Annotated in this window: 21 protein-coding genes; 15 read left to right on the forward strand and 6 right to left on the reverse strand. The window is 71.2% G+C overall.

Features of this window, described 5'->3' with window-relative positions; genetic code table 11:
• Nucleotides 1-203: 203 nt before the first annotated feature.
• Nucleotides 204-1,523: a D-arabinono-1,4-lactone oxidase gene (locus tag AB0G20_RS22645; RefSeq protein ID WP_361305256.1), complete on the reverse strand. Its 1,320-nt coding sequence runs from the start codon at nt 1,521-1,523 to the stop codon at nt 204-206.
• Complete coding sequence (locus AB0G20_RS22650; protein WP_361305258.1) at nt 1,483-2,721, reverse strand: MFS transporter; 1,239 nt, start codon at nt 2,719-2,721, stop codon at nt 1,483-1,485. The genes AB0G20_RS22645 and AB0G20_RS22650 overlap by 41 nt, the downstream gene beginning before the upstream one ends.
• A 170-nt stretch (nt 2,722-2,891) precedes the next feature.
• On the opposite strand from AB0G20_RS22650, the gene AB0G20_RS22655 reads away from it, so the two are divergent.
• Entirely contained in the window at nt 2,892-4,019 is a 1,128-nt protein-coding gene (locus tag AB0G20_RS22655) for a ferrochelatase (protein ID WP_361305260.1), read from the forward strand.
• Nucleotides 4,020-4,027: 8 nt separating this feature from the next.
• Nucleotides 4,028-4,843 (forward strand): inositol monophosphatase family protein, encoded by an 816-nt coding sequence (locus tag AB0G20_RS22660; RefSeq protein WP_361305262.1) that lies wholly within the window; start codon nt 4,028-4,030, stop codon nt 4,841-4,843.
• Between the two features lie 119 nt (nt 4,844-4,962).
• On the opposite strand, the gene AB0G20_RS22665 is transcribed toward AB0G20_RS22660, so the two are convergent.
• Nucleotides 4,963-5,136 carry a hypothetical protein gene (locus AB0G20_RS22665; RefSeq protein WP_167526644.1) on the reverse strand — a complete coding sequence of 58 codons (174 nt, stop codon included), beginning with the start codon at nt 5,134-5,136 and terminating at the stop codon, nt 4,963-4,965.
• Between the two features lie 416 nt (nt 5,137-5,552).
• Between AB0G20_RS22665 and AB0G20_RS22670 the strand changes: the two genes are divergently transcribed.
• The 4 genes from AB0G20_RS22670 (at nt 5,553) to AB0G20_RS22685 (ending at nt 9,127) form a co-directional block, all read left to right on the forward strand.
• Nucleotides 5,553-6,206: a response regulator transcription factor gene (locus AB0G20_RS22670; RefSeq protein WP_003993508.1), complete on the forward strand. Its 654-nt coding sequence runs from the start codon at nt 5,553-5,555 to the stop codon at nt 6,204-6,206.
• Nucleotides 6,207-6,212: 6 nt separating this feature from the next.
• A complete protein-coding gene (locus AB0G20_RS22675) occupies nt 6,213-7,445 on the forward strand; it encodes a HAMP domain-containing sensor histidine kinase (RefSeq protein ID WP_361305264.1) in 1,233 nt (410 codons plus the stop codon).
• Nucleotides 7,446-7,851: 406 nt separating this feature from the next.
• Nucleotides 7,852-8,148 (forward strand): DUF4193 domain-containing protein, encoded by a 297-nt coding sequence (locus AB0G20_RS22680; RefSeq protein WP_003993510.1) that lies wholly within the window; start codon nt 7,852-7,854, stop codon nt 8,146-8,148.
• A 13-nt stretch (nt 8,149-8,161) separates the two neighbouring features.
• Nucleotides 8,162-9,127: a hypothetical protein gene (locus tag AB0G20_RS22685; RefSeq protein WP_361305266.1), complete on the forward strand. Its 966-nt coding sequence runs from the start codon at nt 8,162-8,164 to the stop codon at nt 9,125-9,127.
• A gap of 45 nt (nt 9,128-9,172) precedes the next feature.
• Here AB0G20_RS22685 and AB0G20_RS22690 read toward each other — a convergent pair whose 3' ends face one another.
• A complete protein-coding gene (locus tag AB0G20_RS22690; protein WP_361305268.1) occupies nt 9,173-9,631 on the reverse strand; it encodes a DUF3093 domain-containing protein in 459 nt (152 codons plus the stop codon).
• A 58-nt stretch (nt 9,632-9,689) separates the two neighbouring features.
• Here AB0G20_RS22690 and AB0G20_RS22695 point away from each other — a divergent pair, with 58 nt between their 5' ends.
• The 8 genes from AB0G20_RS22695 (at nt 9,690) to AB0G20_RS22730 (ending at nt 17,574) form a co-directional block, all read left to right on the forward strand.
• Complete coding sequence (locus AB0G20_RS22695; RefSeq protein WP_361305270.1) at nt 9,690-10,274, forward strand: PaaI family thioesterase; 585 nt, start codon at nt 9,690-9,692, stop codon at nt 10,272-10,274.
• Nucleotides 10,275-10,342: 68 nt separating this feature from the next.
• Nucleotides 10,343-10,912: a dUTP diphosphatase gene (gene dut / locus AB0G20_RS22700; RefSeq protein WP_107459962.1), complete on the forward strand. Its 570-nt coding sequence runs from the start codon at nt 10,343-10,345 to the stop codon at nt 10,910-10,912.
• Between the two features lies 1 nt (nt 10,913).
• Nucleotides 10,914-11,666 (forward strand): DUF3710 domain-containing protein, encoded by a 753-nt coding sequence (locus AB0G20_RS22705; protein ID WP_221754568.1) that lies wholly within the window; start codon nt 10,914-10,916, stop codon nt 11,664-11,666.
• 158 nt (nt 11,667-11,824) lie between these two features.
• Nucleotides 11,825-13,000 carry an alginate lyase family protein gene (locus tag AB0G20_RS22710; protein ID WP_361305272.1) on the forward strand — a complete coding sequence of 392 codons (1,176 nt, stop codon included), beginning with the start codon at nt 11,825-11,827 and terminating at the stop codon, nt 12,998-13,000.
• 175 nt (nt 13,001-13,175) lie between these two features.
• Nucleotides 13,176-15,719 carry an ATP-binding protein gene (locus AB0G20_RS22715; RefSeq protein WP_361305274.1) on the forward strand — a complete coding sequence of 848 codons (2,544 nt, stop codon included), beginning with the start codon at nt 13,176-13,178 and terminating at the stop codon, nt 15,717-15,719.
• Nucleotides 15,716-16,399: a response regulator gene (locus tag AB0G20_RS22720; protein WP_361305276.1), complete on the forward strand. Its 684-nt coding sequence runs from the start codon at nt 15,716-15,718 to the stop codon at nt 16,397-16,399. Before AB0G20_RS22715 ends, AB0G20_RS22720 begins: the two co-directional genes overlap by 4 nt.
• 41 nt (nt 16,400-16,440) lie before the next feature.
• Complete coding sequence (locus AB0G20_RS22725; RefSeq protein ID WP_361305278.1) at nt 16,441-16,839, forward strand: OB-fold nucleic acid binding domain-containing protein; 399 nt, start codon at nt 16,441-16,443, stop codon at nt 16,837-16,839.
• A gap of 3 nt (nt 16,840-16,842) precedes the next feature.
• Nucleotides 16,843-17,574: a DUF3159 domain-containing protein gene (locus AB0G20_RS22730; RefSeq protein ID WP_161361303.1), complete on the forward strand. Its 732-nt coding sequence runs from the start codon at nt 16,843-16,845 to the stop codon at nt 17,572-17,574.
• A gap of 95 nt (nt 17,575-17,669) precedes the next feature.
• On the opposite strand, the gene AB0G20_RS22735 is transcribed toward AB0G20_RS22730, so the two are convergent.
• Nucleotides 17,670-18,344: a TrkA family potassium uptake protein gene (locus AB0G20_RS22735; protein WP_030845583.1), complete on the reverse strand. Its 675-nt coding sequence runs from the start codon at nt 18,342-18,344 to the stop codon at nt 17,670-17,672.
• Entirely contained in the window at nt 18,344-19,015 is a 672-nt protein-coding gene (locus AB0G20_RS22740) for a TrkA family potassium uptake protein (RefSeq protein ID WP_361305281.1), read from the reverse strand. The genes AB0G20_RS22735 and AB0G20_RS22740 overlap by 1 nt, the downstream gene beginning before the upstream one ends.
• Before the next feature lie 248 nt (nt 19,016-19,263).
• Between AB0G20_RS22740 and AB0G20_RS22745 the strand changes: the two genes are divergently transcribed.
• A complete protein-coding gene (locus AB0G20_RS22745; protein WP_361305283.1) occupies nt 19,264-20,199 on the forward strand; it encodes a PfkB family carbohydrate kinase in 936 nt (311 codons plus the stop codon).
• The last annotated feature ends 250 nt before the right edge of the window (nt 20,200-20,449 follow it).

Consider the following 20,449-nt stretch of genomic DNA (forward strand, 5'->3'; position numbering starts at 1 on the left):
TCGCCACAGTACTCCATTTGGGCCACGTGCGTGGATTGGCGCGCCGTCCAACTTCTGGCGAGGGGTGGGACTTGGTCGCCTCTTGCCCCCGATGCGCGATCTTGAACGTGGGGAACTTCACGTAATCACCAGAATCGGAACCATCGGTGAGTCGAGCGAGCCCGGGAGCGAAGAGGCAGGGAGCACCACCCCCAGTGCTTCGCCTACGCCCCCAGAACCCGCCGCAAGTAGTCGTTCTGGAACCGCCGATCAGGATCGAGACGATCCCGCAGCGCCGTGAACTCGCCGAAGCGCGGATACACCCGGGAGAAGTACTCGGCGTCCCGCGTATGGACCTTGCCCCAGTGCGGACGGCCTTCGTGGGCGGTGAAGATGCGCTCGGCGGCCGTGAAGTACCGCTGGTAGGGCGTGCCCTGGAACATATGGACGGCGATGTACGCGCTGTCCCGGCCGGAAGCGGTGGACAGCGTGATGTCGTCGGCCGGGGCGGTGCGCACCTCCACGGGGAAGCTGACCCTGAGGCCGGAACGGTCGACCATCGTCTTCAGCTCGCGCAGCGTCTCGACGACGGCCGCGCGCGGAACGGCGTACTCCATCTCCACGAAGCGCACCCGGCGCGGAGACGTGAAGACCTTGTAAGGGATGTCCGTGTAGGTCCGCGCGGACAGGGCCTTGCTGGAGATCTGGGCGATCGCGGGGATCGTGGCGGGCACCGCTCGGCCGACCCAGTTGGCCACCTGGAAGACGCCGTTGGAGAGGAACTCGTCCTCGAACCAGCTCTGGAGCTGCGGCACCGGCTTCTCCGGGCCCGCGCTGCGGTTGTTGCGCTTGGTGTTGGTGCTGCCGGTGTGCGGGAACCAGTAGAACTCGAAGTGTTCGTTCTCGGCCCAGAGTTCCTCGAAGTCCGCGAGGACCCGGTCGAACGGCATCGGCTCCTCGCGGGCCGTGAGCAGGAAGACCGGCTCGACGGCGAACGTGATCGCGGTGACGATGCCCAGGGCGCCGAGGCCGATGCGGGCGGCGGCGAAGACCTCCGGGTTCTCCTTCTCGGAACAGCTCAGGACCGAGCCGTCGGCGGTGACCAGCTCCAGACCCTTGATCTGAGCGGCGATCGAGCCCGAGTCGCGGCCCGTGCCGTGGGTGCCGGTGCTGGTGGCCCCGGAGACCGTCTGCTCCATGATGTCGCCCATGTTCGTGAGCGACAGGCCCTCACGCGCGAGGGCCACGTTGAGCCTCTTGAGCGGGGTGCCGGCCTCCACCGTGACCGTCATGTTCTCGCGATCAATGTTACGTATGCCGGTCAACAGTTGAGGACGGATCAACACGCCGTCCGTCGCGGCTATCGACGTGAAGGAGTGCCCGGCGCCGACGGCCTTCACCTTCAGACCGTCCTCGGCGGCCCGCCGCACGGCGGCGGCCAGCTCGTCCACGGAGGCAGGGGTGACCTCTCGCGCGGGACGTGCCGAGACGTTGCCGCCCCAGTTACGCCACGTGCCGTTCTTTCCGTTCGCTGTGCTGCTCAACGGAGCCTCCCCGACCCGGTGCCGGTCGCTTGAGCCGGCGGAACCCGAGGAAACCCACCGCGACCGCGACGGCCCCGGCCACCGCCGGAACCCCGTACCCGGCACGCGCCCCGGCCGCGTCGATCACCCAGCCGGCCGCGGCGGAGCCGAGTGCGACTCCCACCGCGAGCCCGGTGCTCACCCAGGTCATTCCTTCGGTGAGCTGCGCGCGTGGTACGTGCTTTTCGATGAGGGACATCGTCGTGATCATCGTGGGAGCGATGGACAGACCCGCAACGAACAGCGCCACGGTCAGAAACGGCAAGTTTCCGACCAGTAGGAGGGGGATCATACTCACGGCCATGGCACATACGCCCAGCAGCCATCGACGTTCCGGCGCCCCGGCGAAGTGCAGCAGCCCGAAGACCATGCCCGCCACACAGGAACCCGCCGCGTACACGGCTAGGACGACGCTCGCCGCGGCCTTGTGCCCCTCCTCGTCGGCGAAGGCCACGGTGACCACGTCGACCGCCCCGAAGATCGCGCCGGTGGCGACGAAGGTGGCCACCAGGACCTGGAGCCCCGGCGCGCGCATCGCGCTGCCGCCGCCCTCCCGCTCGCGCGGGTGCGGCTCGGGTTCGGTGGCGCGCTGCGCGGTCAGCCAGAACACGCCGACGGCCAGGAAGCAGGCGGCGAGCAGCGGGCCGGCCTCCGGGAACCAGGCCGTGGACAGGCCGATGGAGATGATCGGCCCGAAGATGAAACACACCTCGTCCACCACGGACTCGAAGGAGTACGCGGTGTGCAGTTGCGGGGTGTCCCGGTACAGCGCCGCCCAGCGGGCCCGGATCATCGCGCCGACGCTCGGCACGCAGCCGATGCCGGCGCAGGCCAGGAACAGCACCCAGTCCGGCCACCCGTAGTGGGCGGCGAACAGCAGGACTGCCGCCGCCGTGAGCGAGATCAGTGTGGCCGGGCGCAGCACCCGCCGCTGCCCGTACTGGTCCACCAGGCGCGAGACCTGCGGTCCGGCCACCGCGGCGGCCAGCGCGATGGTCGCCGACAGGCCACCGGCCAGCCCGTACCGCCCGGTGAGCTGGGAGACCATCGTGACCACGCCGATGCCCATCATCGACAGCGGCATCCGGCCGAGGAAGCCCGCGGCGGAGAAACCCTTGGAGCCGGGGGCTGCGAACAGGGCGCGGTAGGGGCTGGGCACGGGGTCTCCGAAAGGCTCAGTAAGCTGCGAACGCAGTCGACACAGCTTACGGCTCGGGGCGCCCCCATGCACCCGTCCGGCCCAACCCCGCAGCACCCCCGGGCCTGCCTGCCGCGCGGGCGTCACCCCGCCGTTTCCCGGCTGTCAGTGCAGGGTGGCAGGATCGACTCATGCCAGACGCGCGCGATGTCAGCCCCTACGACGCCCTGCTCCTGCTCTCGTTCGGCGGCCCGGAAGGCCCGGACGACGTGGTCCCGTTCCTGGAGAACGTGACGCGTGGGCGCGGCATCCCCAAGGAACGCCTCAAGGAAGTCGGGCAGCACTACTTCCTCTTCGGCGGGGTCAGCCCGATCAACGACCAGAACCGCGCCCTGCTGGATGCTCTGCGCAAGGACTTCGCCGACCACGGCCTGGACCTGCCGGTCTACTGGGGCAACCGCAACTGGGCGCCGTACCTGACGGACACGCTGCGCGAGATGGTCCGCGACGGCCGCCGCCGCATCCTGGTCCTCGCCACCAGCGCCTACGCCTCGTACTCGGGCTGCCGCCAGTACCGCGAGAACCTCGCCGACTCGCTCGCGGCTCTGGAGGCCGAGGGGCTGGAGCTGCCGAAGGTCGACAAGCTGCGGCACTACTTCAACCACCCGGGCTTCCTGGAGCCCATGATCGACGGGGTGCTCCAGTCCCTCGCCGAGCTTCCCGAGGACGTCCGCGACGGGGCGCACCTCGCCTTCTCGACGCACTCGATCCCGACGGCCTCCGCCGACACCTCCGGCCCCGTCGAGGAGCACGGCGACGGCGGCGCGTACGTGAAGCAGCACCTGGACGTGGCGCAGCAGATCGCCGACGCCGTCCGGGAGCGCACCGGCGTCGACCACCCGTGGCAGCTCGTCTACCAGTCCCGCTCCGGCGCGCCGCACATCCCGTGGCTGGAGCCCGACATCTGCGACCACCTCGACGAGCGGCACGCGGCCGGCGTCCCGGCCGTCGTCATCGCCCCCATCGGCTTCGTCTCCGACCACATGGAGGTCCTCTACGACCTCGACACGGAGGCCAAGGCCCGGACCGAGGAGCTCGGGCTGCCGATGCGGCGCTCGGCCACCGTCGGCGCCGACCCGAGGTTCGCCGCGGCGATCCGCGAGCTCGTCGTGGAGCGCGCCGCCGTCGAGCGCGGGCAGGACGTCACGCCGTGCGCCCTGGGCGCCCTCGGGGCGAGCCACAACCTGTGCCCGGTCGGCTGCTGCCCGGCCCGCGCCCCCCGGCCCGTCGCCGCGGGCGCCGACAGCACCTACGCGTGAGGAGTCCCGTGACCGACCCCCTGCACACGGACCTGCTCGAACTCGCCCAGGAGGCCGCCCGCCGCGCCGGCGCGCTGCTGCGCGACGGACGCCCGGCCGACCTCGCGGTCGCCGCGACCAAGTCCAGCCCCATCGACGTCGTCACCGAGATGGACATCGCGGCGGAGAAGCTGATCACGGGCCTGATCGCCGAACACCGCCCGGACGACGGCGTCCTCGGCGAGGAGGGCGCCGCCACGGAGGGCACGAGCGGCGTCCGCTGGGTGATCGACCCGCTCGACGGCACGGTGAACTACCTCTACGGGCTGCCCACGTGGGCCGTGTCCATCGCCGCCGAGCAGGACGGCGAGACCGTCGTCGGAGTCGTCGCCGCCCCGATGCGCGGCGAGACGTTCCACGCCGTGCGCGGCCGAGGCGCCTGGGCCACCGGCGCCTGGGACGGCGAGCGCAGGCTGGCCTGCCGCCCCGCGCCGCCCCTGGACCAGGCACTGGTCTCCACGGGCTTCAACTACGTCGCCCAGGTCCGCGCCCACCAGGCAGATGTGGCCCAGCGGCTGATCCCGCTGCTGCGCGACATCCGCCGCGGCGGCTCGGCCGCGGTCGACCTGTGCGACGTGGCCGCGGGACGCCTCGACGGCTACTACGAGCGCGGCCTGCACCCCTGGGACCTCGCGGCGGGGGACCTGATCGCCCGGGAGGCCGGCGCACTGACCGGTGGACGCCCCGGAGAGCGCCCGTCAGGCGATCTGGCAGTGGCGGCTACCCCCGGCGTCTTCGAGCCCCTCCAGCGCCTCCTGGAGGACTTCGGAGCGTGGCACGACTGAGGAGGCCGGGGCCCGCCCGACGAGGGCCGACGGTGCGCCGAACACCAGGTGAACACACCCCTGCGGCAACGAAGCGGGCCCCGGCGCTGGATTCGCCGGGGCCCGCTCGTACGGCCTGATCAGACGCTCGTCGCGCCGACCTGCACACCGTGCTCGGCGGCGAGACGGCGCAGGTCGTCGAGCTCGCCCTGCTCCACATCGACGAGGAACTCGTCGCCCTCGTCGCGAGCCCGGGACAGATCGGACTCGGTCGCCCTTATGCGCTGCAGAAGTCCTGCGGTGAATGCGTCCATGCTGCGCCCCCTCGTCCTGGGTCGTGGGTCGTTGGCACGGGGGTGTGCCGTTCGGAAGGGACGATCACGCCGCATGTGGATGCCCAGCGCCGCTCGGCTGGGCGGCGACGGTGCCGGACACCCACGCCCGCCCTGCGGAAAAGCGGATTGATGCGCACCGCATGGTGGTGCGGCGCCAGCAGAGCGTGATCGTGGGATGTAAAGCCGTCCTCCCCAAGCTCCCTTTCGTGGAAACCTAACCGGAGGAGAAAATCTCGTATTCCCCCTCGGGTCACCGCCCTCCCACCCGCCTTACCTCCGACTTATGGCCGAAAAGGGCAGGATGGAGGGCAACACACCAAGGCACCGTCGAAGACCCCTGCCCGCGTGCGCCCGGTGAAGGGCTGCGCGGGTGGACATGAGGAAGGACCAGGAACGTGCGCGTACTCGTCGTCGAGGACGAGCAACTGCTCGCCGATGCGGTGGCCACCGGACTGCGCCGGGAGGCCATGGCCGTCGACGTCGTGTACGACGGTGCGGCCGCCCTGGAGCGCATCGGTGTCAACGACTACGACGTGGTCGTCCTCGACCGCGACCTCCCGCTCGTGCACGGCGACGACGTCTGCCGCAAGATCGTCGAACTGGGCATGCCCACCCGCGTGCTGATGCTGACGGCCTCCGGCGACGTCAGCGACCGGGTCGAGGGACTGGAGATCGGCGCCGACGACTACCTGCCCAAGCCGTTCGCGTTCAGTGAGCTGATCGCGCGGGTGCGCGCCCTCGGGCGGCGCACCAGCGTGCCCCTGCCGCCCGTCCTGGAGCGCGCCGGGATCAAGCTCGATCCCAACCGCCGCGAGGTCTTCCGCGACGGCAAGGAGGTCCAGCTCGCTCCCAAGGAGTTCGCGGTCCTGGAGGTGCTGATGCGCAGCGAGGGCGCCGTCGTCTCCGCGGAGCAGCTCCTGGAGAAGGCCTGGGACGAGAACACCGACCCGTTCACGAACGTCGTGCGCGTGACGGTCATGACCCTGCGCCGCAAGCTGGGCGAGCCGCCCGTCATCGTCACCGTCCCCGGCTCCGGCTACCGGATCTGATACGCCGTGGCAGCGACTCCCGCGCCCCCGCAGGCGCCTCCCAAGCCCACCTGGGACCCCAGGAGGCCCGTGCCGCCCTTCCCGTGGCTGCGCCCGACCATCCGCATACGGCTCACGCTGCTCTACGGCGGCATGTTCCTGATCGCAGGCATCCTGCTGCTGTCGATCATCTACCTGCTGGCCGCCCAGGCCCTGAACGTGGGCAGTAATCTGCCGTTCAAGATCGTCGAGGGCAAGGTCACCAGCGACATCTGCAACCTGCCCGGCCAGGCCTCGCCCAGCGAGTTCAACGACGCCATGAACAACTGCGTCAACGAGCAGCGCCGGCACGCCCTGGACAGCCTGCTCAGCCGCTCGCTCCTGGCCCTGCTGGGCCTGGCCGTCATCGCCTTCGCCTTCGGCTACGCGATGGCCGGCCGGGTCCTGTCGCCGCTGGGCCGGATCACCCGCACCGCCCGGGCGGTGGCGGGCTCCGACCTGTCCCGCCGGATCGAGCTGGACGGGCCGGACGACGAGCTGAAGGAGCTGGCGGACACCTTCGACGACATGCTGGAGCGGCTGCAGCGCGCCTTCACGGCCCAGCAGCGCTTCGTCGGCAACGCCTCACACGAACTGAGAACGCCGCTGGCGATCAACCGCACGCTCCTCGAGGTGCACCTGTCCGACCCGCAGGCGCCCATGGAGCTCCAGCAGCTCGGCAAGACGCTGCTGGCCACCAACGAGCGAAGCGAGCGGCTCGTCGAGGGCCTGCTGCTGCTCGCCCGCAGCGACAACCAGATCGTCGAGCGGGGGCCCGTGGACCTCGCCGAGGTCGCCTCGCAGGCCATCGACCAGGTGCACGGCGAGGCCGAGAGCAAGGGCGTGGGGATCCGCGGCGAGCAGAAGCCGGCGGTCATCCAGGGCAACGGCGTGCTGCTGGAGCGGATCGCGCTCAACCTGGTGCAGAACGCCGTGCGCTACAACGTCGCGGAGGGCGGCTGGGTCGAGGTCACCACCGACGTGCAGCACGGCCAGGCGGTCCTGGTCGTCTCCAACACGGGCCCGGTCGTGCCGGCGTACGAGATCGACAACCTCTTCGAGCCGTTCCGGCGGTTGCGCACGGAGCGGACGGGCAGCGACAAGGGTGTCGGGCTCGGGCTGTCCATCGTCCGGTCCGTGGCCCGGGCGCACGGCGGCCACATCTACGCCCAGCCGCGTGAGGGGGGTGGGCTCGTCATGCGCGTCACGCTGCCGATCTGAGATCATGTCGCCGATCAACTCGGCGGCGCACGGGGATGTTCGCTTTGCGCGGAATTTTTGAGGCGGCACCGTGCGTGCGCCGTGTGTGATCGATCACAGGGACGCCTTTCCGGCCATCTACTCTCCGTGATCATGCATGCTGTCGGAAAGCCGGGAAAATCCCGGTTTTCGGGGGTCTTGATCACGGGAAGTACACGGTGAGACGCCTTTGGCGTGCGGCATACGGACCGTGTACGGTCCCCATCGCCATCCAAGCCGATCACTCGTGAGGAGTCCGGTTGGGTGTCGATTGAGTAACAGACCTTGATGTGAGGCAAAATCTCCGCCTCAGGTCGGGCACAAGTCCGGCCTCTCACGCGTTACGTGCGCTGGAGACACCGCAGACACCCAGAGGGGGAGAGCGACCATGGCAACCGATTACGACACTCCACGCAAGACCGACGACGACGTCGACTCGGACAGTCTCGAAGAGCTGAAGGCTCGGAGGAACGACAAGTCGGCCTCCGCCGTGGACGTCGACGAGTTCGAGGCCGCAGAGGGCCTCGAGCTGCCCGGAGCCGACCTCTCGAACGAGGAACTGGCCGTCCGGGTGCTCCCGAAGCAGCAGGACGAGTTCACATGCATGAGCTGCTTCCTGGTGCACCACCGCAGCCAGCTGGCCCGGGAGAAGAACGGCCAGCCGATCTGCCGCGACTGCGACTGAGGACGGGTCGGCCGTGACTGGCTCGACCCCTCCCTGGAAGCGCCGCTTCTCCAAGCGGAAAGCGGACGAAGGGCCGAAGGACGGCCCGCAGTACGGCGCGCGTGACGACGAGCGAGGCTCAACCGGTACGGGGGCGGCCTCGCTCGAACCGACAGCGGACCGGGGTGACCTCCCGGCGTCCGTGGACGTCCCCGCACCCGTCGCGAGACGGCGGGCGGGGGCGATCCGGGAGCGGGTCATGGAAGGCGCCCGCAAGGGCGGCGACCGGGCCCGGGCCGGCCTCGCCTACCTCGCCGACCGGATCATCGAACTGGCCCCGCGCGTCCCCGTACGGGACCTGGCGACGCTGCGCAGGCAGTTCCCGGGCCTCGGGCCCGAGGAGCTCGCGGACAAGCTCGTGGCGGGCGCCGCGAACGCGACGGCCACGGTCGGCGCGGGTATCGGCGCGGCCGCGATGCTCCCCGTCCCCCCGGCGATGCCGACGGAACTGGCAGCCGAGGTCACCGGCGTCGCGGTGATCGAGCTGAAGCTGATCGCCGAACTCCACGAGGTCTACGGCGTCCGGCCGCCCGGCAACCTCAAGCAGCGCAGCACCGCGTACCTCGACTCGTGGTCGGGCGAGCGCGGGATCGACGCGTCCAAGCCGTCGACCCTCAGCGTGGCGCTGAACAGCCGCATGAAGCGCGACCTGCGGCAGCGGATCATGAAGCGCATGGTCCGCAGCATGCCGAACCTGATGCCGTTCCTGGTGGGCGCCGCCGTCGGGGCGGTGATGAACCGCGGCGAGACGAGAAAGCTCGCCGGCCGGGTCCGGAAGGACCTGCGCAAGATCCAGGTGTCCTGGGAGGCCCTGGAAGCACTCCCCGCCCTGGAATCTCCGGCGGACGCCCTGGAGATGGACCAGATCACCACCGACCCCCTGGGCCGTCACCAGGACGACCGGCCCGACGGCGGACACGGCCACGGCGACGGGCGCTGAGACCGGCCCGTCGACAGCGGCCGGGTGATGCCCCGCTCAGGTGTGCTACGCCGGCTTCGCCGTCCGCAGCGCCTCCGCCAGCCGCTCCGGCTCGCGCGTGGACAGGTACAGGTACGGAGTCGGGTCCTCCGGGTCCGTGACCTCCACGCGCAGAGCCGTGGGAATGTACGCGCGCAGCAGGAGGAAGGCGCGCGGATCGGCCTTGTAGGTGCGCCAGGCGCGGGCCTCCTCCGCGTCCAGCACCTCCGCCTCGCCCAGTGCCGCCAGCGGGATCTTCGCCTCGCCCGCGATCAGTGAGTCGCCGACCACGCGAATGCGGACCGAGCCGTACGAGCTCGCGGCGACGGCCGCGACCGCGGTGCCCCCGGCGAGGCCGCCGAGCGTCGGCAGCGTGCCGAACGGGAGCAGGATCAGGGCCATGGAGACGCCCACGAGAAACGAGATCAGCCACCAGCTCCGCGGGGCGGTGAGGCGTTCTTCGTAGGGGGCGGCGGAGAGCTGCATGGGGCCAAGCTTGACACGGTGTCGGGAAGGGACCGACGCGCGGGTAAGGTCTGCGGCTGTGAGTCGTACTTCCGCAGCTCTCCAGCCTCCGGCCGAAGCCGTGCAACCGGTGCGTCACCCGGACGCGCCCGCGCCCGGTGAGCTCCTCGGCGCGCACTACGGCCAGTGCTTCGGCTGCGGCGGCGACCAGCCGCACGGGCTGCACCTGGAGGCGCGGGCCGGCGAGGGCGTGTCGCTCACCGCCGAGTTCACCGTGCAGCCCGCCCACCAGGGCGCCCCGGGCCTCGCGCACGGTGGCGTGCTCACCTCCGCCCTGGACGAGACCCTCGGCTCGCTGAACTGGCTGCTGCGCACGATCGCGGTGACCGGGCGGCTGGAGACCGACTTCGTACGCCCCGTGCCCGTCGGCACCACGCTGTACCTGGAGGCGGAGGTGACGGCGGTGGCCGGGCGGAAGATCTACTCCACAGCGACCGGACGCGTCGGCGGCCCCGACGGGCCCGTCGCCGTGCGCGCGGACGCGCTCTTCGTCGAGGTGAAGGTCGACCACTTCGTCGACCACGGCCGCCGGGAGGAGATCCAGGCCGCCATGAGCGACCCGGACCAGGTCCGGCGCGCCCGCGCCTTCGAGGTGAACCCGTGAGCACAGCCCGTCCCGTGCTGCCCGACAGCCCCGACAGCCTCACCAGCCCGGTGAGCCCGGAGACCCCCATGACTCCCACGAGCCCCGTGAGCAGGCAGCCGCTGGACGTGCTGATCCGGCGCGTGGACCCGGACGTACCGCTTCCGTCGTACGCGCAGCCCGGTGACGCCGGGGCGGATCTGCGCACCACCGAGGCGTGCCAACTGGAGCCGGGCGAGCGGGCCGTGCTGCCCACGGGGGTGTCTGTGGCGCTGCCGGAGGGGTACGCGGCCTTCGTGCACCCGCGATCCGGTCTGGCCGCCCGCTGCGGCGTCGCCCTGGTGAATGCCCCGGGGACGGTTGATGCCGGGTACCGTGGGGAGATCAAGGTGATCGTGGTGAATCTCGACCCGCGCGAGGCCGTGCGGTTCGAGCGCTTCGACCGGATTGCCCAACTGGTAGTCCAGCAGGTCGAGAGGGTCCGCTTCCAGGAGGTGGCGGAACTTCCCGGCTCCGCGCGGGCCGAGGGGGGCTTCGGGTCCACCGGAGGCCATGCCGCGGTGGACGGGACGAGCGGCACAAGCGGTCAGGCCGCCGTGGGCGGTCAGGCGGGTGGGAATCGATACGCTTCGGTCGTATCCGACCGGGAAGGACAGTGACGTGTTCGGACGTCGCAAGAAGAGGGATGCCGCCGAGGACGCGGCCGGCGAGGCCGAGCAGGTCGTCGACGGTGTCGACACTGAGGCGGACGAAGAGCGCGAGCGCCTGAGGCTGGAGCCCGCGCCGCGCCCCGACGGGCCCTGGGACGACTCGGAGGTCCGGGACCCGGGCGAAGGCCGGGTCGACCTGGGCGGCCTGTTCGTGCCGGGCGTCGACGGCATGGAGCTCAGGGTCGAGGTCGCGGGCGACGCGATCGTCGCGGCCACGGTCGTGCTGCGCGACAGCGCCATCCAGCTCCAGGGCTTCGCCGCCCCCAAGCGCGAGGGCATCTGGGGCGAGGTGCGCGAGGAGATCGGTACCGGCATCACCCAGCAGGGCGGCATCGTCGACGAGGTCGAGGGGCCGCTGGGCTGGGAGCTGCGCGCCCAGGTGCCCGTACAGCTGCCGGACGGCACCGGCGGCTTCCAGGTCGTGCGGTTCGTCGGTGTGGACGGCCCCCGCTGGTTCCTGCGCGGGGTCATCTCGGGCCAGGGCGCGGTGCAGCCGCAGGCCGCCGGGCTGCTCGAGCAGATCTTCCGGGACACGGTCGTGGTCCGCGGTGAGGGCCCGATGGCGCCCCGCGACCCGATCGTCCTGAAGCTGCCGAACGACGCCCAGATGGTCCCCGAGGGCGTCCAGCAGGAGGAGGGCTCCCGTTTCGCCGGCGGAATGGGCCAGCTCCAGCGCGGACCGGAGATCACCGAGGTCCGCTGACCCGCAGAGACACCAGGGCCGCACCCCACCGGGAGTGCGGCCCTTTCTCGTGCGCGGAACCTTGACGGCGCATTGGTCTGTACCTACGGTCTCCGTCCAACGCGTCTGTTCATAAAGGCGCTTCACGTTCACATACGAGAACGGAAGGCCCCCCACGTATGCACAGAACCGCTCTCTTCGCGGCCTCGGCCGCCCTCGTCGCCGGTGTCCTCGCCTGGCCCGCCGGCGCCGCTCCCAGCGCCCCCGGCACCTTCGTCCACCCCGGAGTCACCGTCTCCAAGGGCCAGTTGGACTTCACCCGCTCCAAGGTCAACGCCGGCGCCCAGCCCTGGAAGGGCGCCTTCGACCGGATGATGGCGAGCAAGTACGCCGACCTGAACCGCACGCCCAGGCCCCGGGCGGTCGTCGAGTGCGGTTCGTACTCCAACCCCAACTACGGCTGCACCGACGAGCGCGAGGACGCGATCGCCGCGTACACCCACGCGCTCGCCTGGTACCTCACCCGCGACGAACGGCACGCCCGCAAGGCGATCGAGCTGATGGACGCCTGGTCCGCCGTGATCCGGGACCACACCGACAGCAACGCGCCCCTGCAGACCGGCTGGGCCGGCTCCTCCTGGCCGAGGGCCGCCGAGATCATCAAGTACACGTACACCGGCACCTGGGCGAACTCCGGCCGCTTCGCCACCATGCTCCGCACCGTGTACCTCCCCGAGGTGATCAACGGCTCGAACTCCAACGGCAACTGGGAGCTGTCGATGATGGAGGCCGCCGTCGGCATCGCCGTCTTCCTGGAGGACAAGGCGTCGTACGACAAGGCCATGGCGAAATTCCGCACGCGCACGGCCGCCTACGTCTACCTGGAGTCCGACGGCGCGCTCCCGAAGACCGTGCCGAGCCAGAACCTGAACACCCGGGAGAAGGTCGTCAAGTACTGGCAGGGGCAGTCGACCTTCGTCAACGGGCTCAGCCAGGAGACCTGCCGCGACTTCACCCACACCGGCTACGGCCTCTCGGCCATCTCGCACGTCGCCGAGACCAGCCGCATCCAGGGACTGGACCTCTACGGCACCGACGTGGGCGAGCGGCTCCGGCACGGGCTCGGCTTCCACGCCAAGTACCAGCTCGGCGCCGGTGCCGAGGGCTGGCTGTGCGGCGGCTCGCTCAAGCTCGGGCTCGGGCCGGTGACCGAGGTGGGCCACAACGCCCTGGCCAACCGTCTCGGGCACGTCATGACCAACACCGGGACGCTGACCCAGCGGGGCCGCCCCGCCGGCAGCAACAACCTCTTCGTCGCCTGGGAGACGCTCACCCACGGCGACAGCCCCGCCTGACCTCCTGACCGACCGGGCGCCGGGCGGGGACCCGACGTCCGGCCTCCGGCGGGCCGGCCGCGTCAGAGTTCCGTCAAAGTGCGCCCCGGACCGGCGCCCGGCGCCCGGATGCCGCGCTTTCCGGCCGTAGGGTCGACGCTGCGAAGTCGGCAGACCACCGGAAGACAATGGGGCCATGGCACGCGGCAAGCTTCGGATCCACCTCGGCGCGGCGCCGGGCGTCGGCAAGACGTACGCGATGCTGTCCGAGGCGCACCGCCGTGTCGGGCGGGGCACGGACTGTGTGGTGGCCTTCGTCGAGCCCCACGGCCGACCCCGCACCGAGGAGATGCTGCACGGCCTGGAGCAGGTGCCGCGCAGGGAGCTGGAGTACCGCGGCGGCGTCTTCCCCGAGATGGACCTCGACGCCGTCCTCGCCCGCCGCCCCCAGGTCGCGCTGGTGGACGAACTCGCCCACACGAACCTCCCCGGCTCCCGCAACGCCAAGCGCTGGCAGGACGTGGAGGAACTGCTCGCCGCCGGCATCGACGTGGTCTCGACCGTCAACATCCAGCACCTGGAGTCCCTCGGCGACGTCGTCGAGTCGATCACCGGGGTGCGGCAGCAGGAGACCGTGCCGGACGAGGTGGTACGCCGGGCCGACCAGGTAGAGCTCGTCGACATGACGCCCCAGGCGCTGCGGCGGCGGATGGCGCACGGCAACATCCACCGGCCCGACAAGGTCGACGCCGCCCTGGCGAACCAGTTCCGCCCCGGCAACCTGACCGCCTTGCGCGAGCTGGCCCTGCTGTGGGTGGCCGACCGGGTCGACGCCCACCTCACGCGGTACCGCAGCGAGCACCGGGTGTCGACGATCTGGGGCTCGCGCGAGCGGATCGTGGTCGGCCTGACCGGGGGCCCCGAGGGCCGCACGCTCATCCGCCGGGGCGCCCGGCTGGCCGAGAAGGGCGCCGGCGGTGAGGTGCTGGCCGTCTGCATAGCCCGCAGCGACGGGCTGACCTCGGCCTCGCCCGAGGAACTGGCGCTGCAGCGGACCCTGGTCGAGGATCTTGGCGGAACGTTCCACCATGTCGTCGGCGACGACATACCGGCCGCGCTGCTCGCCTTCGCCCGTGGCGTGAACGCCACCCAGATCGTGCTGGGCTCCTCACGCCGCAAGACGTGGCAGTACGTCTTCGGGCCCGGCGTCGGCGCGACGGTCGCCCGGGAGTCCGGGCCCGACCTCGACGTGCACATCGTCACCCACGACGAGGTCGCCAGGGGCCGCGGACTGCCGGTGGCCCGGGGCGCGCGCCTCGGGCGCTCCCGGCGGGTGTGCGGATGGATCGCCGGCGTCGCCGGCCCGCCGCTCCTCGCGGCGCTGCTCAGCACCGTCGACCTCGGCCTCGCCAACGACATGCTGCTGTTCCTGGCGCTGACGGTGGCGGCGGCCCTGCTCGGCGGGCTGCTGCCCGCCCTGGCGTCCGCGGCGGTGGGCTCCCTGCTGCTGAACTACTTCTACTCACCGCCGTTGCACCGGTTGGCCATCGCCGACCCGAAGAACATCGTCGCCATCGTGATCTTCGTGGCGGTCGGCGTGGCGGTGGCCTCCGTGGTGGATCTCGCCGCTCGCCGCACCCACCAGGCGGCCAGGCTGCGGGCCGAGTCCGAGATCCTGTCCTTCCTCGCCGGCAACGTGCTGCGCGGCGAGACCGGTCTGGAGGACCTGCTGGAACGGGTCCGGGAGACCTTCGGCATGGAGTCCGCGGCCCTGCTGGAACGGGCGGGCGACGTCGAGCCGTGGACCTGCGCAGGCCGGGCCGGCCGGGGGCGTCCCGTCGAGCGGCCCGACCAGGCGGACGTGGACATCCCCGTCGGAGCCCACATGGCCCTGGCGCTGACCGGCCGCGTGCTGCCCGCCGAGGACCGCCGGGTGCTGGCCGCCTTCGCCGCCCAGGCCGCCGTCGTCCTGGACCGCCGCCGGCTCCGGGAGGAGGCCGACCGGGCCCGCACGCTCGCCGAGGGCAACCGCATCCGCACGGCCCTGCTGGCCGCCGTCAGCCACGATCTGCGGACTCCCCTCGCCGGGATCAAGGCGGCGGTGACCTCCCTGCGCTCCGAGGACGTCGAGTGGTCCGAGGAAGACCGGGCCGAGCTGCTGGCGGGCATCGAGGAGGGTGCCGACCGGCTCGACCACCTCGTCGGCAACCTGCTCGACATGTCCCGGCTCCAGACCGGCACCGTCACCCCGCTGATCCGTGAGATCGATCTCGACGAGGTGGTGCCGATGGCGCTCGGCGGCGTGCCCGAGGGCAGCGCCGGGCTGGACGTGCCCGAGACACTGCCCATGGTCGCCGTGGACCCCGGGTTGCTGGAGCGGGCGATGGCCAACCTCGTCGAGAACGCCGTGAAGTACAGTCCGCCCGGCGTGCCCGTGCTGGTCGCCGCCAGCGCGCTCGCCGACCGGGTCGAGGTGCGGGTGGTCGACCGGGGGCCCGGGGTCCCCGACGAGGCCAAGGAGCGCATCTTCGAGCCCTTCCAGCGCCACGGCGACGCCCCGCGCGGCGCGGGCGTGGGCCTGGGGCTCGCGGTGGCGCGCGGCTTCGCCGAGGCGATGGGCGGCACCCTGAACGCCGAGGACACCCCCGGTGGCGGACTCACCATGGTCCTCACCCTCCGCGCGGCGGGAACCCGCCGAGACCTTCACCACGCAGCAGAACCGGAAAGGCAGCCCTCATGACCCGCGTCCTCGTGGTCGACGACGAGCCGCAGATCGTGCGCGCCCTCGTGATCAACCTCAAGGCACGCGCGTACGAGGTCGACGCGGCCCATGACGGCGCCACCGCCCTCCGGCTCGCCGCCGCCCGCCACCCCGACGTGATCGTCCTCGACCTCGGGCTGCCCGACATGGACGGCGTCGAGGTGATCAGGGGCCTGCGCGGCTGGACCCGGGTGCCGATCCTGGTGCTGTCCGCCCGGCACTCCTCCGACGAGAAGGTCGAGGCGCTGGACGCGGGCGCCGACGACTACGTCACCAAGCCGTTCGGCATGGACGAACTGCTGGCCCGGCTGCGGGCCGCCGTGCGCCGCGCCGAACCGGCCGGCGGCGGTGAGGACGACGTGATCGTCGACACCGGCGAGTTCACCGTCGACCTGGCCGCGAAGAAGGTCAACCGCGCCGGCAAGGACGTACGGCTGACCCCCACGGAGTGGCACCTGCTGGAGGTCCTCGTGCGCAACAGCGGCCGCCTGGTCGGGCAGAGGCAGCTGCTCCAGGAGGTGTGGGGGCCGTCGTACGGGACCGAGACGAACTATCTGCGCGTGTACATGGCGCAGTTGCGGCGGAAGCTCGAGGCGGATCCGTCGCACCCGAAGCACTTCATCACCGAGCCGGGGATGGGGTATCGCTTCGAGAAATAGGCTCCTCGCCCTTCGTCAGCAGGCCCCGGTACGCTTCAGATATGAGTGCTGTCCCTCGTTCCGAAAAGCCGGCGGGCCGTTTCCGGCGCATGCTCGACCGGCTCTCCTCGTCGCAGGAGGACCTGGAGTCCGAGGAACTGCGCGAAGACAGCGAGACGGCCGGCTGCACCCGGATCGGAGACTGCCAGGACCGGCAGATAGTGACGGTTACTGGTACCTTGCGCACGGTCACCCTTCGGCCGCGCGCCGGAGTCCCGGCCCTGGAGGCCGAGCTGTTCGACGGCTCCGCCGCGCTGGACGTGGTGTGGCTCGGCAGGCGCTCCATCGTGGGGATAGAGCCGGGGCGCAGGCTGATCGCATCGGGCCGGGTCTCGATGAGCCGGGGCCGCCGGGTGCTGTTCAATCCCAAGTACGAACTGAGACCCCTCGGACGGGAGTAGCCGGTGACGTCGCTCGACAAGCCGACCGAAGAGACATCTGCGGACGACGCCCGGGCGGTGACCGAGGCCGCCCTGTTCGAGGCGTTCGGCGGCGTGCGGGGCATGGTGGAGACGGTTCTGCCCGGCCTCCTCTTCGTCACCATCTACACGATCAACAAGGACCTGCACCTGTCGGCGATCGCGGCGCTGGCCGTGTCGCTGGTGCTGGTCGTGGTCCGGCTGGTGATGAAGGACACCGTCAAGCACGCCTTCAGCGGTGTCTTCGGCGTGGCCTTCGGTGTCGTCTTCGCGATGATGACCGGCAACGCCAAGGACTTCTACCTGCCCGGCATGCTCTACACGCTGGGTCTGGGCCTCGCCTACATCATCACCACCCTGTGCGGGGTGCCGCTGATCGGGCTGATCCTCGGCCCGGTCTTCAAGGAGAACCTCTCCTGGCGCACGCGGAACCCGGGCCGCAAGAAGGCATACGCGAAGGCCAGCTACGCGTGGGGTGCGATCCTGCTCGCCAAGTGCGCGATCCTCTTCCCGCTGTACTGGTGGGCCGACACCACGCAGCTGGGCTGGGTCCTGGTCGCCCTGAAGATCCCGCCGTTCCTGCTCGCGGTGTACCTGACGTGGGTGTTCCTGGCGAAGGCGCCCGCTCCGATCGACGTGTTCGCGGAGATGGAGGCGGAGGAGAAGGCGGCCGAGGAGCGGGAGCGGCAGGCTGCCGCCCGATCCGCCGAGCAGTGAGTCTCCAGAGCTGACAGAAACTGACCACCGCTGAAGGAAGGGGCGTCCCGAGCACTCGGGACGCCCCTTCCGTCTGTTCCCCGTGGGGGACGTGCTCAGCCCGCCGCGTTCCGTCGTACCGACAACAGGTCCTCCAGCTGCTCCTCGCGAGCCTGGGCGGCCACGAAGAGGAGCTCGTCGCCGGCCTCCAGGGAGTCCTCCCGGGAGGGGGTCAGGACACGGTTGCCGCGGATGATCGTCACCAGGGACGTGTCCTGCGGCCATTCGACGTCGCCGACCTGCGTGCCGGCCAGGGCAGACTCCTCCGGCAGGGTCAGCTCGACCAGGTTGGCGTCGCCGTGGCTGAAGCGGAGCAGGCGCACCAGGTCGCCCACGCTCACCGCCTCCTCGACCAGGGCCGACATCAGACGCGGGGTGGAGACGGCGACGTCCACGCCCCAGGACTCGTTGAACAACCACTCGTTCTTGGGGTTGTTCACGCGGGCGACGACGCGCGGGACGCCGTACTCCGTCTTGGCGAGGAGCGAGACGACCAGGTTCACCTTGTCGTCGCCGGTCGCGGCGATCACGACGTTGCAGCGCTGGAGCGCCGCCTCGTCCAGGGACGTGATCTCGCAGGCGTCGGCGAGCAGCCACTCGGCCTGTGGGACGCGTTCGACCGAGATGGCGGTCGGCGCCTTGTCGATCAGCAAGACCTCGTGGCCGTTCTCCAGCAGTTCGCCCGCGATCGAGCGGCCGACTGCGCCGGCTCCGGCAATGGCGACCCTCATCAGTGACCGCCCTCCTCTTCGGGACCCTGGGCGAACGCCGCCTCGACCTTGTCGACCTCGTCGGTGCGCATCATCACGTGCACCAGGTCGCCCTCCTGCAGCACCGTCTGCGAGGTGGGCAGGACCGCCTCGCCGAGCCGGGTCAGGAACGCGACGCGCACGCCGGTCTCCTCCTGCATCCGGCTGATCTTGTGGCCGACCCAGGCGGTGGAGGTGTGCACCTCGGCGAGCTGGACGCCGCCGGTGGGGTCGCGCCACAGCGGCTCGGCGCCGGAGGGGAGCAGACGGCGCAGCATCTGGTCGGCCGTCCAGCGGACCGTCGCGACGGTGGGGATGCCCAGGCGCTGGTAGACCTCCGCGCGGCGGGGGTCGTAGATGCGGGCGGCGACGTTCTCGATGCCGAACATCTCGCGGGCCACGCGGGCGGCGATGATGTTGGAGTTGTCACCGCTGGAGACGGCGGCGAAGGCGCCGGCCTCCTCGATGCCCGCCTCGCGCAGCGTGTCCTGGTCGAAGCCGACGCCGGTGACCCGGCGGCCGCCGAACGAGGAGCCCAGCCGGCGGAAGGCGGTGGGGTCCTGGTCGACCACGGCGACCGTGTGCCCCTGTTGCTCCAGGTTCTGGGCCAGTGCGGAACCCACCCTTCCGCACCCCATGATCACAATATGCATCGCGTCACACCGCGCTTCCTGCAGGCCCTCTGGCCTTCATGAATGTCGTGCTCATGTCTCTCTCTCGGCTCGCCAGGCATCACGTCGCGGCCTGCGTGCGGGCCGCCGGGCAACATCATGCCGGTGGAATCACGCCATGATGCCCTCCGGGGACGGTGCCGCGTTCGGCTGTCCGACTCCAACGTATCCGCAAAGCCGAGGGGGTTGCCGGGGGCCCTGCCGGGCCCCGGGCCGGGGAGGAACCTGTCATGAGTACCGAGATCGACGTCCTCGTGCTGGGCGGCGCCGGCGTGGACACCATCGTGCACGTGCCCGAGCTGCCCGTGCCGTTCGCGGACAGCCACATGATCCGGCCCGGGATCGTGACCCGGGCGGGTCAGAGCGGGGACTTCGTGGCCCTCGGGACGAGCGCGCTGGGCCTGCGCACCCACCACCTCGACCTGCTCGGCGACGACCCCGAGGGTGACCTCGTCCGCGCGCTGCACCACGACCACGGCATCGGGCTCACCGCCGTCCCGCAACCGCTCGGCACCAAGCGCGCGGTCAACCTCGTCGGCCCCGACGGCAGGCGGCAGTCCTTCTACGACGCCACCCGGGCCGCCGACACGGACCGGCTGCCCGAGGCCACGGTGCGCGCACTCGCGGGCGTCAGCCGGCACGCCCACGTGGTCATCACCCAGCCGTGCGCCCACACCCTGCCCGCCCTGCGCGAGGCGGGCGTCACGATCTCCACCGACCTGCACGACTGGGACGGTTCCAACCCCTACCACGAGCCCTTCGCCCACCAGGCCGACCTCGTCTTCCTGTCCAGCACGGCCCTGACCGACCCGGAGCGGACCATGCGGCGGATCACCGAGCGGGGCAGGGCCCGGATCATCGTCGCCACCGCGGGGGCGGAGGGGGCCTACCTGCTGGCCGACGGGGAGTTCACCCACGTCCCCGCCGCCGAGCCCCCGGCCCCGGTCGTCGACTCCAACGGCGCGGGCGACGCCTTCGCCGCCGCGTTCCTCCACGCCTGGCTGAACGGCACCCCACCCCACCGCAGCGCCCTGCACGGCACGGTGGCCGGCGCCTACGCCTGCACGATCCCCTCGACCCGGGCGGCCGGCATCGGGCGGGAGGAACTGAGCGCCGGGGTGGCGCGGCTCAAGCGCTTCGAGCAGCCGGGCTCCGCGTCCTCCTAGCGCGCCCCCGGCGACACGTCCTTGCGCCGGCTGATGCTTCGCACGCTCGCCACCGTGAGGATTCCGAGGGTGACGAGGGTGGCCGCGGCGCCGATCAGCTGGGCGGGCGTGTGCATGGGACCTCCAGGGGCGGCAACGGCCGGAAGACGGACAGGGCTTAGTCATATAGGCATGGGAAACGGATGACCTGCGGAATCCGCAGCCGCACGCGCCTCTGAATTCACTCGGAGAGCAGACGGAAGGCCGATGA

Source organism: Streptomyces sp. NPDC024017, assembly GCF_040638895.1.
In the GTDB taxonomy this organism is placed as follows: Bacteria; Actinomycetota; Actinomycetes; order Streptomycetales; family Streptomycetaceae; genus Streptomyces.